This is a genomic window from Pseudomonas sp. ADAK2 (assembly GCF_012935755.1).
Classification (GTDB): Bacteria; Pseudomonadota; Gammaproteobacteria; order Pseudomonadales; family Pseudomonadaceae; genus Aquipseudomonas.
The window spans coordinates 4,464,877-4,477,077 of record NZ_CP052862.1 but is presented as its reverse complement, the minus strand read 5'-3'; the positions used below and the strand labels follow the sequence as shown (position 1 = coordinate 4,477,077).

General features: G+C 57.0%; 11 protein-coding genes. 3 read left to right on the top strand and 8 right to left on the bottom strand.

Annotated features, from left to right (window positions below; genetic code table 11):
- Positions 1–5: 5 nt before the first annotated feature.
- The 8 genes from HKK52_RS20515 to rpmH all read right to left on the bottom strand — a co-directional run bounded on the left by HKK52_RS20515 (position 6) and on the right by rpmH (position 7,843).
- Positions 6–803, bottom strand: a complete 798-nt coding sequence (locus tag HKK52_RS20515; protein ID WP_092275719.1) for a ParA family protein — start codon at positions 801–803, stop codon at positions 6–8.
- 18 nt (positions 804–821) lie between these two features.
- A complete protein-coding gene (gene rsmG / locus HKK52_RS20510) occupies positions 822–1,466 on the bottom strand; it encodes a 16S rRNA (guanine(527)-N(7))-methyltransferase RsmG (protein WP_123515490.1) in 645 nt (214 codons plus the stop codon).
- Entirely contained in the window at positions 1,463–3,361 is a 1,899-nt protein-coding gene (mnmG, locus tag HKK52_RS20505; RefSeq protein ID WP_169372339.1) for a tRNA uridine-5-carboxymethylaminomethyl(34) synthesis enzyme MnmG, read from the bottom strand. Before mnmG ends, rsmG begins: the two co-directional genes overlap by 4 nt.
- A gap of 550 nt (positions 3,362–3,911) precedes the next feature.
- Entirely contained in the window at positions 3,912–5,282 is a 1,371-nt protein-coding gene (mnmE, locus tag HKK52_RS20500; RefSeq protein ID WP_169372338.1) for a tRNA uridine-5-carboxymethylaminomethyl(34) synthesis GTPase MnmE, read from the bottom strand.
- Between the two features lie 79 nt (positions 5,283–5,361).
- Positions 5,362–7,050, bottom strand: coding sequence for a membrane protein insertase YidC (yidC, locus tag HKK52_RS20495; protein WP_169372337.1), 1,689 nt, complete (start codon positions 7,048–7,050; stop codon positions 5,362–5,364).
- 2 nt (positions 7,051–7,052) lie between these two features.
- Positions 7,053–7,298: a membrane protein insertion efficiency factor YidD gene (gene yidD, locus HKK52_RS20490; protein WP_080761984.1), complete on the bottom strand. Its 246-nt coding sequence runs from the start codon at positions 7,296–7,298 to the stop codon at positions 7,053–7,055.
- Positions 7,291–7,692, bottom strand: coding sequence for a ribonuclease P protein component (gene rnpA / locus HKK52_RS20485; protein WP_202027651.1), 402 nt, complete (start codon positions 7,690–7,692; stop codon positions 7,291–7,293). The genes yidD and rnpA overlap by 8 nt, the downstream gene beginning before the upstream one ends.
- A 16-nt stretch (positions 7,693–7,708) precedes the next feature.
- Complete coding sequence (gene rpmH, locus HKK52_RS20480) at positions 7,709–7,843, bottom strand: 50S ribosomal protein L34 (protein WP_003213577.1); 135 nt, start codon at positions 7,841–7,843, stop codon at positions 7,709–7,711.
- Between the two features lie 567 nt (positions 7,844–8,410).
- Here rpmH and dnaA point away from each other — a divergent pair.
- The 3 genes from dnaA to recF are packed head-to-tail and all read left to right on the top strand — an operon-like array spanning position 8,411 to position 12,198.
- Complete coding sequence (gene dnaA, locus HKK52_RS20475; RefSeq protein WP_169372335.1) at positions 8,411–9,931, top strand: chromosomal replication initiator protein DnaA; 1,521 nt, start codon at positions 8,411–8,413, stop codon at positions 9,929–9,931.
- A 39-nt stretch (positions 9,932–9,970) separates the two neighbouring features.
- Positions 9,971–11,074, top strand: coding sequence for a DNA polymerase III subunit beta (gene dnaN, locus HKK52_RS20470; protein ID WP_054048133.1), 1,104 nt, complete (start codon positions 9,971–9,973; stop codon positions 11,072–11,074).
- A 20-nt stretch (positions 11,075–11,094) separates the two neighbouring features.
- On the top strand, positions 11,095–12,198 hold the full coding sequence (gene recF, locus HKK52_RS20465) for a DNA replication/repair protein RecF (protein ID WP_169372334.1): 1,104 nt from the start codon (positions 11,095–11,097) through the stop codon (positions 12,196–12,198).
- Positions 12,199–12,201: the final 3 nt, after the last annotated feature.

The window sequence follows — 12,201 nt, the reverse complement described above, 5'->3', positions numbered from 1 at the left end:
ATTCCTTAAGTTGCCTGGGCGGCGGCGGTGCGTGAGTTTTTGCGCTGACGGCGAACCAGTTCGCCAGCCAATGCCAGGTAGGCGATGGCGCCACGCGATGATTTGTCGTACGCCAGCGCCGGCATGCCATAGCTTGGCGCTTCGGCCAGGCGGATGTTGCGTGGAATCACGGTGTCGTAGAGCTGCTCGCCAAAGTGTTCCTTGAGCTGGGCCGAGACATCGTTCATCAGGCTCAGGCGCGGGTCATACATGGTCCGCAACAGGCCTTCGACTTTCAGGTTCGGGTTCAGCAGTTCGGCGATGCGCTTGATGTTATCCACAAGGTCGCTCAAACCTTCGAGCGCGAAGTACTCGCACTGCATGGGGATAATTACCCCATCGGCTGCCACCAACGCGTTCAGAGTCAACATCGACAGCGACGGCGGGCAGTCGATCAAAATGTAATCGTAGTTTTCACGGATCGGCGCCAACGCGCTGCGCAGACGACTTTCCTTCATCTGCATTTCCAGCAGCACCACTTCGGCCGCCGTCAAATCGCGGTTGGCCGGCAACAGCTGGTAACCACCGTGTTCGGAGTAGTGCATGGCCTGGGCCAGGTCGCACTCACCGATCAACAGGTCGTAGACCGAGTTTTCCAGGCCGTGTTTATCCACACCGCTACCCATGGTGGCGTTGCCCTGTGGATCGAGATCGATCAACAACACCCGGCGCTTGGTAGCGACCAGGGAAGCTGCGAGGTTGATGCAGGTGGTGGTCTTGCCCACACCACCCTTTTGGTTCGCTATCGCGAATACCTTAGCCATTCTTGCTTGTGTTCCCAATCATGCCGTGCGGCGCAGTATCAGCAGATGGCGTTGGCCTTGGCAACCGGGTACGGCCAGGGCGTGTTCGCTATCGAGGTGGAAGTCTGCCGGCAATGCTACCAGCTCATCGGCGGGATGAACGCCCTTCATTGCCAGCCAGCGTGTATCGCGGTCGCCGAGGTGGCGAGTCCAGTTGCTGAAATTTTCCATGCTGCTGAACGCCCGGGAGATGATCCCGTTGAACGGCTGTTCTGGCTGGAAACTTTCAACGCGACTGTGGATAACTTGCAGGTTATCCAGTTTGAGTTCGAGTTTGACCTGGGTCAGGAAGCGGGTTTTCTTGCCGTTGCTGTCCAGGCAGGTTACCTGGGACTCTGGAAACAGGATGGCCAGCGGAATACCCGGCATGCCGCCGCCGCTGCCAACGTCCAACCAGCGACCGTTTTCCACAAACGACATCACACTCAGACTGTCGAGCAAGTGACGGGAGACCATTTCGTCCGGATCGCGCACGGCGGTCAGGTTGTAGGCCTTGTTCCATTTGATCAACAGGGCCAGATAACCCAGCAGCAACGCGTGCTGGGTTTCTGTCAGTGTGACACCGAGCTGGCGAGCACCTGTGGATAACTCTTCTGCATGTTGCGAGGTGACCAACGAACTCAAGCGCTTTGCTCCAACTGACGGCCCGCGCCGCGTTTTTTCAAATGAATCATCAACAGCGAAATGGCTGCCGGGGTCACGCCCGGGATACGCGACGCCTGGCCCAATGTCTCCGGACGGGTCGCACCGAGCTTGCTCTGGATCTCTTTTGAGAGACCGGAGATGTTCGTGTAATCGATATCCACCGGCAGTTTGGTATTTTCGCTGGCCCGCAGACGAACGATTTCATCCTGCTGGCGATCGATGTAGCCGGCGTACTTGGTCTTGATTTCGACCTGTTCGGCGACCTGTGGGTCTTCTGCGCCACCGCCCGTCACGGCGATCAGACCAGCGTAGTCGATTTCCGGACGGCTTAGCAGATTGAGCAAGTTGTATTCGTGGGTTAGCGGTGTACCGAACTTCTCGGAAATCGCATCGCCTTGCTCGGTGCCCGGGCGAACCCAGGTACTTTTCAGGCGCTGCTCTTCGAGATCGATGCTTTCGCGTTTCTTGCAGAACGCTGCCCAACGGGCGTCATCCACCAGACCCAGTTCGCGGCCTTTTTCGGTCAAACGCAAGTCAGCGTTGTCTTCGCGCAGGATCAGCCGGTATTCGGCCCGGGACGTGAACATCCGGTACGGTTCCTGGGTACCCAGGGTAATCAGGTCATCGACCAACACCCCGATGTACGCCTCATCGCGACGCGGACACCAGGCATCTTTGCCCTGAGCACGCAGCGCAGCGTTGGCTCCGGCCAGCAAACCCTGGGCGCCGGCTTCTTCGTAACCGGTGGTGCCGTTGATTTGTCCGGCGAAGAACAGGCCGCCAATCACTTTGGTTTCCAGGCTGTACTTCAGGTCACGCGGATCGAAATAATCGTATTCGATGGCGTAGCCCGGACGAACGATGTGCGCGTTTTCCATGCCACGGATCGATTGCACGATCTGCAATTGCACGTCGAACGGCAAGCTTGTGGATATCCCGTTCGGGTACAGCTCGTGTGTGGTCAAGCCTTCCGGTTCGATGAAGACCTGATGGCTTTCCTTATCGGCAAAGCGGTGGATCTTGTCTTCGATCGACGGGCAATAACGCGGGCCGATGCCTTCGATCAGCCCGGCATCGGAATACATCGGCGAACGGTCGAGGTTCGCGGCAATGATTTCGTGGGTGCGGGCGTTGGTGTGGGTAATCCAGCAACTGACCTGTTTCGGGTGCTGCTCTTTGGACCCCATGAACGACATCACCGGGATCGGCGTGTCGCCGGCTTGCTCGGTCATCACCGAGAAATCCACGGAACGACCGTCGATGCGCGGTGGCGTACCGGTTTTCAAGCGACCGACACGCAGTGGCAATTCACGCAAACGGTGAGCCAGGGCAATCGATGGCGGATCACCGGCGCGACCGCCGGAATAATTCTGCATCCCGATGTGGATAAGTCCACCGAGGAAGGTGCCCGTGGTCAACACCACGGAATCGGCGAAGAAACGCAGACCCATTTGGGTGACAACACCACGCACGGTTTCCTGTTCGACGATCAGGTCATCGGCGGCTTGTTGAAATATCCACAGGTTCGGCTGGTTTTCCAGGGCTTCACGGACAGCGGCCTTGTACAGAACCCGATCGGCTTGAGCACGAGTGGCTCGCACGGCCGGGCCTTTGCGGCTGTTCAACACGCGAAACTGAATACCACCCTTGTCGGTAGCCATGGCCATCGCGCCGCCGAGGGCATCGATTTCCTTGACCAGGTGGCTCTTGCCAATCCCGCCAATGGCAGGGTTGCAACTCATGGCACCGAGGGTTTCCACGTTATGCGTCAGCAACAGGGTTTTTGCCCCCATACGTGCTGACGCCAGTGCTGCCTCGGTACCGGCATGACCGCCGCCGATGACGATCACTTCAAAACGGGAAGGGAAATCCACCACGCACCTCGTGCCTGCTTCAGTTAGGTAATCCGGAATAGGTTGGTCTCAGGTTTTTGGACCTGGTCGGCAAGTATAGGGACTTCGCCCTTCCTAAAGAACCCTTTGCACAAAATTTAACCAGCTGTGGAGAAGTCGGGGTTATAGAAATTAAAAAGAGAGAAATTTATTAAATCTTTGTTTTTATGTTTATTTCTACTGAGCACCATTTCTGTGGATAGATCTCTACGGCCCTTTATATTCAATGTGTACAGAGATTCAAAACCCTGTGGTCATGTGCCAAGGAGGCCCTTGGATAACCGGTGTAAGCCTGTGGATGAAAGGGGTGGTTATCCACAGAGGGGTTTATCTTCAGTTTTCAGGCCCTGTTATCAACTGCCCTTAGTGGCAGTTATTCACAGGGCTTAATCCACAGAAAAGCTTCAAATGAGCGAATCCCGGGCACGGGAAAACCGCTCAAGCAAAAAGAATCTGCTCGGCACTTGGGGAAGTTTTCAGAAAAGGAGGGAACAGACAGGCACGAATGGCCTGTCTGGGAACATCGAAGGGACTATTTACCGATGCAGAAGCTGGAAAAGATGCGTCCCAACAAGTCATCGGAGCTGAAGGCGCCGGTGATTTCGCCTAAAGAGTGCTGCGCCTGACGCAGATCTTCAGCCAATAGCTCACCAGCACCTGCCAACGTCAGCTGTGCACGACCATGCTCGAGGGAGGCACTGGCATGGCGCAGCGCCTCCAGGTGACGTCGGCGTGCGCTGAAGCTGCTTTCCGAGGTCTGCTCGTAGCCCATGCAGGTCTTGAGGTGTTCACGCAGCAACTCAAGGCCCTCGCCTGCTGACTTGGCACTCAGGCTGATGGTGACATGACCATCTTCGCTGACTTCCAGGGCAATCGCCTCACCCGTCAAGTCTGCCTTGTTACGGATTAGCGTGACTTTGGCCGGGTCGGGACGGGTTTCGAGGAATTCCGGCCACAAGGCGAACGGATCAAGGGCTTCCGGGGCGGTGGCATCGACCACCAACAACACCCGATCCGCTTCGCCGATGGCTTTCAGCGCCCGTTCTACCCCGATTTTTTCCACCTGGTCATCGGTATCACGCAGGCCTGCAGTGTCGACCACATGCAACGGCATGCCGTCGATGTGGATATGTTCACGAAGAATGTCCCGGGTGGTGCCGGCGATCTCGGTAACGATCGCCGCTTCACGACCGGCCAAGGCATTCAGCAGGCTGGATTTGCCGGCGTTCGGCCGTCCTGCGATAACGACGTTCATGCCGTCCCGCAACAAGGCACCCTGCCCGGCTTCGCGAAGCACTGTGGATAATTCATCGCGGACTTTGTCGAGCATGCTCAGGACGTGGCCATCGGCGAGGAAGTCGATTTCTTCTTCCGGGAAGTCGATGGCGGCCTCAACGTAGATCCGCAGGCCGATCAATTGCTCGGTGAGGTTATGCACACGCTGGGAAAACGCGCCTTGCAAGGAACGTAGGGCATTTCGCGCAGCCTGTGCAGAACTGGCTTCGATCAGATCGGCAATCGCCTCGGCCTGGGCCAGGTCGAGTTTGTCGTTGAGGAAGGCGCGTTCGCTGAATTCACCTGGCCGTGCCAGTCGGCAGCCCAGTTCCAGGCAGCGCTTGAGCAGCATATCCAGCACGATTGGACCGCCGTGACCCTGGAGTTCCAGCACGTCTTCGCCGGTAAACGAGTTCGGACCGGGAAAATACAGGGCGATGCCTTCGTCCAGCACCTCTTCGTTTTCACTTAGGAACGGGCCGTAATGGGCATACCGCGGTTTCAGTTCGCGGCCGCTGATGGCTTTGGCCGCCGCACTCGCCAGCGGCCCGGAAATACGGACGATGCCCACACCGCCGCGACCTTGAGCGGTGGCGACGGCAGTGATGGTTTCACGAGGAACGCTCATAAACCGGTATCCAGACAAAAGTGACAGATAGCAAAACGCCCCACTAGGGGGCGTTTTGAGTGGTTATCCACAGAGTAAGTTACGCAGCGGCGTTTTTGGTAGCAGCTTCGATCTTACGGGTGATGTACCACTGTTGGCTGATGGACAGGACGTTGTTGACCACCCAGTACAGCACCAGACCAGCCGGGAACCACAGGAAGAAGAAGGTGAAGATGATTGGCATCAGCTTCATCACCTTGGCCTGCATCGGATCCGGAGGTGTTGGGTTCAACCGCTGCTGGATAAACATGGTTGCACCCATGATGATCGGCAGAATGAAGAACGGGTCCTTGATCGACAGGTCAGTAATCCACAGCATGAACGGCGCTTGGCGCATTTCCACGCTTTCCAGCAGAACCCAGTACAGCGAAAGGAAAACCGGCATCTGCACCAGGATCGGCAAGCAGCCGCCCAGTGGATTGATCTTCTCTTTCTTGTACAGCTCCATCATGGCTTGAGACATTTTCTGCCGGTCGTCGCCATGTTGCTCTTTCAGCGCAGCCAGTTTCGGTGCCACTGCACGCATGCGCGCCATGGATTTGTAGCTGGCAGCCGACAGAGGGAAGAAAAGCCCTTTGATCAGCATGGTCAGGAAGATGATCGACCAGCCCCAGTTACCAACAATGGCGTGGATGTGTTGCAGCAGCCAGAAGATTGGCTGGGCAATGAACCACAGAATGCCGTAGTCGACGGTCAATTCCAGACCTGGGGACAACTCTTTCAGCACAGCCTGGCTTTTCGGGCCGGCGTACAGAACAGCGCTGATTTCACCCTTGGCACCTGGCGCAACGGTCACTGCCGGAGCGGTGTAACCGATGATGTAGTTGCCTTTGCTGTCTTTACGGGTCTGGACGACATTGTTTTCGCCCTTCGCCGGGATCCACGCGGTCACGAAGTAGTGTTGCAACCAGGCAACCCAACCACCGTTAACGGTTTCTTTCAGCTGAGCCTTGTCCATGTCCTTCATCGACACTTTCTTGTACGGCTCGTTGCTTGTCCACAGGGCGGCGCCCAGGTAAGTCGCGGTGCCGGTGGCAGTGCTGGAAGAAGGATCGGAGCTGGCATCACGCTTCAGTTGGGCGAACATCGCACCCGACCAAGGCTTGGCGCTTGCATTGTCGATCAAGTAGGAAACGGTTACGTCGTACAGGCCACGTTTCACGGTGAAACGCTTGATGTAGTTGACGCCGTCCTTGCTGAACTTCAGATCGACTACCAGTTGGTTGTCGTCCTTGCCCAGTTGATAAATCTTCTTCTCCGAGGAGTAGACCGGACGACCGGTTGGACTACCGTCCGGACCGTCGGTGCCGATCAAACCGCTCTGGGCCAGATAAGTCCGCTCGTTGCCGTTATCGAACAACTGGAATGGAATTTCCGGATGGTCCTGGCGACGTGGATACAGCGGCAACGTCAGCTGGGCAACATCACCACCTTGTGGATCGATGGCCAGGTTGAGCACATCCGTTTTGATCTGGATGAGGTCTTTGCTTACAGCTACTGGCGTTTCAGCAGGTGCAGTGGCACTGGTATCGCTTGCGGCGCGGGGAATGTCGTCACTGACAGAAGCATTATTGCCAGTCGCCGTGTCCGGTAGGCCCGGTGCGGTAGTACTGGAAGCAACATTCTGAGTCGGCAGGGCAGCCTGGCCATAGTCCTGGTTCCATTTAAGAACCATAACGTAGGACACGATTGCCAGGGCGACGATCAGGATCGTGCGTTTGATATCCATGATTACTCGGCCATCGAAGAAGAACGGGAGGTAGGGATAGGCGGAACCGGGTCATAACCACCGGGATTCCACGGATGACAGCGACCTAAACGACGAAAGGCCAGCCAGCCACCGCGCAGAAGGCCATGATTTTCTATGGCTTCATACGCGTAGCAGGAACAACTGGGGTAGAAACGACAGTGACTGGCCATCAGAGGACTAATGGCATAGCGATAAAACTGGATCGGAACGAGTGCCAGTTTACGCATCGGTACTGTCTACCCCTACAGTTTCGGTTTTGACTGCTGGTACCGGCGTGCTGCGTGCCAGACGCTTCCAGAGTTTGCCGAAATGCTGAATCAATTCGGGGTTTTCTACGTCGCCCAAACCTTTGCGCGCGACGATAACAATGTCCCAGCCGACCAGTGAATCCTGGTGCAGGCGAAACGATTCGCGCATCAGACGTTTGAGGCGGTTGCGCTCGACGGAGAGCTTTACGCTCTTTTTCCCGATAACCAGCCCGAGACGGGGGTGATCAAGATCGTTGTTGCGCGCAAGGAGCAGGAGATTTTTCCCCGGAACCTTGCCGGTAGGGGAGTCAAAGACTGCCTTGAAATGCCGGGGGGTAAGCAAACGCTTTTCCCGACTGAAGTCCTGACTCACCTCCAGTGCCGGATTATCAAACTGCCAGACGCGCACGACCTTTGGCGCGACGACGCGACAGGACGGCACGACCGTTTTTGGTTGCCATGCGAGCACGGAAACCGTGAGTACGAGCGCGTTTGATAGTGCTTGGTTGGAAAGTACGTTTCATTGTCGTGTTACCTGGTTCGTCCACAACGGGCCGGAATGGCCCCCGTTTTAAGAGACCGGGGATTCTAGAGAAAGCAAGCCTCTAGGTCAATTTCCAACCAGCGTTTCCTTATAAATAGATCTCCAGAGGTTTTCTCGCTCGACGGTCCTTGGCTAGATATAGAAATAAAGAAGGGAATTATTTAAAGCTTTTCTGTAAAGCTTATAAAAGCTAGGGAGGCCATCTGCTGTGGATAACTGCCTTAAGCCCTTCTAACCCGTGATGTACAGAGAATGACAACTACGGTGGAAAACGGTGGTCAGCCTGTGCTGCGCTGTCGGATAAGCTGTGTGTGGAATGGTCAGTTATCCACAGGCCAGTTATCCACCGAGTTTACCCCCCACTTGTCCAATGCCCTCATGGGCGGTTATCCACAGAGCTTATGCACATACCGCTGGTCGCCTTTTCAGTGGTTAACGCATTGATAATTCATGGCCTGTGCGCAACCTGCATGTGGATAAGTGGGCGTCTGGCCGCTACAATGGCCGCTTGTTTTTGCCTCACCGGCTTTCAACTTAGGGGATATCCGTGTCAGTGGAACTTTGGCAGCAGTGCGTGGAGCTTTTGCGCGATGAGCTGCCTGCCCAACAATTCAACACTTGGATCCGTCCACTACAGGTCGAAGCCGAAGGCGACGAGTTGCGTGTTTACGCACCGAATCGTTTTGTTCTCGACTGGGTTAACGAAAAGTACCTGGGCCGCGTCCTCGAACTGCTGGATGAGCATGGCAATGGCATGGCGCCGGCGCTTTCCTTATTAATAGGCAGCAAACGCAGTTCGGCACCGCGTGCGGCACCCAATGCTCCGCTGGCCGCGGCAGCGTCCCAGGCTCAGGCTGCTCAAGTACCAGCCAGCGCACCAGCACCGGCCCCGGTCGCTACCCAGACCAAACGCGCAACCCAAAAGATTGCCGACGTCAGTGAAGAGCCGTCCCGCGACAGCTTCGACCCAATGGCCGGCGCCAGTTCGCAACAGGCCCCGGTCCGTGCAGAACAGCGCACCGTGCAGGTCGAAGGCGCGCTCAAGCACACTAGCTACCTGAACCGTACCTTCACCTTCGAGAACTTCGTCGAAGGTAAGTCCAACCAGCTGGCCCGGGCTGCGGCCTGGCAAGTGGCGGACAACCCGAAGCACGGTTACAACCCGCTCTTCCTTTATGGTGGCGTCGGCTTGGGTAAGACCCACTTGATGCACGCTGTGGGTAACCACCTATTAAAGAAGAACCCGAATGCCAAGGTCGTGTACCTGCATTCCGAGCGTTTCGTGGCCGACATGGTCAAGGCGCTGCAACTGAATGCCATCAATGAGTTCAAGCGCTTCTACCGTTCGGTGGACGCCCTGTTGATCGATGACATTCAGTTCTTCGCCCGCAAGGAACGTTCCCAGGAAGAGTTTTTCCACACCTTCAACGCCCTGCTTGAAGGTGGCCAGCAGGTCATTCTCACCAGTGACCGCTACCCGAAAGAAATCGAAGGCCTCGAAGAGCGTCTCAAGTCCCGCTTCGGCTGGGGCCTGACGGTGGCCGTCGAGCCGCCGGAGCTGGAAACCCGCGTGGCGATCCTGATGAAAAAGGCCGATCAGGCCAAAGTCGATCTGCCACACGATGCGGCGTTCTTCATCGCCCAGCGTATTCGCTCCAACGTCCGCGAACTGGAAGGCGCGCTTAAGCGCGTGATCGCCCACTCGCACTTCATGGGCCGCGACATCACCATCGAGCTGATTCGCGAATCCTTGAAAGACTTGTTGGCGCTGCAAGACAAACTGGTCTCTGTGGATAACATTCAGCGCACCGTCGCCGAGTACTACAAGATCAAGATTTCCGACTTGCTGTCCAAGCGTCGTTCACGCTCGGTCGCCCGTCCGCGTCAGGTTGCAATGGCCCTCTCCAAAGAGTTGACTAACCACAGCCTGCCGGAAATCGGCGATGTGTTTGGCGGCCGCGACCATACGACTGTTTTGCACGCCTGCCGCAAGATCAACGAACTTAAGGAATCCGACGCGGACATCCGCGAGGACTACAAGAACCTGCTGCGTACACTGACCACTTGATGAACACCAGCGCAGCTTATTAAGGCAAGGGACTAGACCATGCATTTCACCATTCAACGCGAAGCCCTGTTGAAACCCCTGCAACTGGTCGCAGGCGTCGTCGAGCGCCGACAGACCTTGCCGGTGCTATCCAACGTGCTGCTGGTTGTCGAAGGCCAGCAACTGTCGCTGACCGGTACCGACCTGGAAGTCGAGCTGGTCGGTCGTGTGCAACTCGAAGAGCCGGCTGATCCAGGTTCCATCACCGTGCCTGCGCGCAAGCTGATGGACATCTGCAAAAGCCTGCCGAACGACGCGCTGATCGACATCAAGGTCGATGAGCAGAAGCTCGTGGTGAAGGCTGGCCGTAGCCGCTTCACCCTGTCGACCCTGCCGGCCAACGATTTCCCTACAGTGGAAGAAGGCCCGGGTTCGCTGACGTGCAGCCTGGAGCAAAGCAAACTGCGTCGTCTGATCGAACGCACCAGCTTCGCCATGGCCCAACAGGACGTGCGTTACTACCTCAACGGTATGTTGCTGGAAGTCTCCGAAGGCATCATCCGCGCCGTGGCCACCGACGGTCACCGTCTGGCCATGTGCTCGATGAAGGCTGATATCGGTCAGCCGGATCGTCATCAGGTGATCGTGCCGCGCAAGGGTATCCTTGAGCTGGCGCGTCTGCTGACCGAGCCGGACGGCCTCGTCAGCATCGTCCTCGGTCAGCACCACATTCGTGCGACCACCGGCGAGTTCACCTTCACCTCGAAACTGGTCGACGGAAAATTCCCGGACTACGAGCGTGTTCTGCCGAAAGGTGGCGACAAGCTGGTACTCGGCGACCGCCAGGCCCTGCGTGAAGCCTTCAGCCGTACCGCGATCCTGTCCAACGAGAAGTACCGCGGTATCCGTCTGCAACTGGCCAACGGTCAGCTGAAGATCCAGGCTAACAACCCGGAGCAGGAAGAAGCGGAAGAAGAAGTGGGCGTTGAATACAACGGCGGCAATCTGGAAATCGGCTTCAACGTGAGCTACTTGCTCGACGTGCTGGGCGTGATGACCACCGAGCAGGTTCGCCTGATCCTGTCTGACTCCAACAGCAGTGCGCTGGTGCAAGAGTCCGATAACGACGACTCGGCTTACGTTGTCATGCCGATGCGTCTGTAATCATGCTCAGCAGAAGCTAGATGTCCTTAAGTCGCGTCTCGGTCACCGCGGTGCGCAATCTGCACCCGGTGACCTTCTCCCCCTCTCCCCGAATCAACATTCTTTACGGCGCCAACGGCAGCGGCAAAACCAGTGTTCTGGAAGCCATTCATCTGCTGGGGCTTGCCCGTTCGTTTCGTAGCAGCCGCCTTTTACCGGTGATCCAGTACGAGCAATTGGCGTGCACGGTGTTTGGTCAGGTGGAACTGGCCGAGGGCGGGCATAGCGCTTTGGGGATTTCCCGGGATCGGCAAGGCGAGTTCCAGATCCGTATCGACGGGCAGAACGCCCGCAGCGCGGCGCAACTGGCGGAGATCCTGCCGTTGCAACTGATCAACCCCGACAGCTTCCGGCTGTTGGAGGGGGCGCCGAAGATTCGTCGGCAATTTCTGGATTGGGGTGTGTTCCACGTGGAACCGCGTTTCATGTCCACTTGGCAGCGCTTGCAGAAGGCCCTGCGCCAGAGAAACTCTTGGCTGCGGCATGGTACACTTGACGCCGTTTCGCAAGCGGTTTGGGACAGGGAACTGTGCCAGGCCAGCGCTGAAATTGATGAATACCGCCGCGCTTACATCAAAGCCTTGAAACCAGTCTTTGAACAGACCTTGAGCGAACTGGTTGAGCTCGAGGGCTTAACGCTTAGCTATTACCGAGGTTGGGACAAGGACCGCGAGTTGAGTGCAGTGCTCGCCGGGTCCCTGCATCGGGATCAGCAAATGGGTCATACCCAGGCCGGACCACAACGCGCTGATTTGCGTCTTCGATTGGGCGCACATAACGCCGCGGACATATTGTCCCGGGGTCAGCAGAAGTTGGTGGTCTGTGCATTGCGGATTGCCCAGGGGCATTTGGTTAGCCAGGCCCGACGCGGCCAGTGTATTTATCTGGTGGATGACCTGCCGTCCGAGCTGGACGAGCAACACCGCCGTGCGCTTTGCCGCTTGCTGGAAGACTTACGCTGCCAGGTGTTTATCACCTGTGTAGATCACGAATTATTGAGGGAGGGCTGGCAGACGGAAACGCCAGTCGCTCTGTTCCACGTGGAACAGGGCCGTATCACCCAGACCCACGACCATCGGGAGTGAAGG

Excerpts from the sequence above, each read along its gene's own strand:
- yidD (WP_080761984.1), bottom strand. The coding sequence starts at position 7,298 with ATGCGTAAACTGGCACTCGTTCCGATCCAGTTTTATCGCTATGCCATT.
- recF (WP_169372334.1), top strand. The coding sequence starts at position 11,095 with ATGTCCTTAAGTCGCGTCTCGGTCACCGCGGTGCGCAATCTGCACCCG.
- rpmH (WP_003213577.1), bottom strand. The coding sequence starts at position 7,843 with ATGAAACGTACTTTCCAACCAAGCACTATCAAACGCGCTCGTACTCAC.
- mnmE (WP_169372338.1), bottom strand. The coding sequence starts at position 5,282 with ATGAGCGTTCCTCGTGAAACCATCACTGCCGTCGCCACCGCTCAAGGT.
- HKK52_RS20515 (WP_092275719.1), bottom strand. The coding sequence starts at position 803 with ATGGCTAAGGTATTCGCGATAGCGAACCAAAAGGGTGGTGTGGGCAAG.
- yidC (WP_169372337.1), bottom strand. The coding sequence starts at position 7,050 with ATGGATATCAAACGCACGATCCTGATCGTCGCCCTGGCAATCGTGTCC.
- dnaN (WP_054048133.1), top strand. The coding sequence starts at position 9,971 with ATGCATTTCACCATTCAACGCGAAGCCCTGTTGAAACCCCTGCAACTG.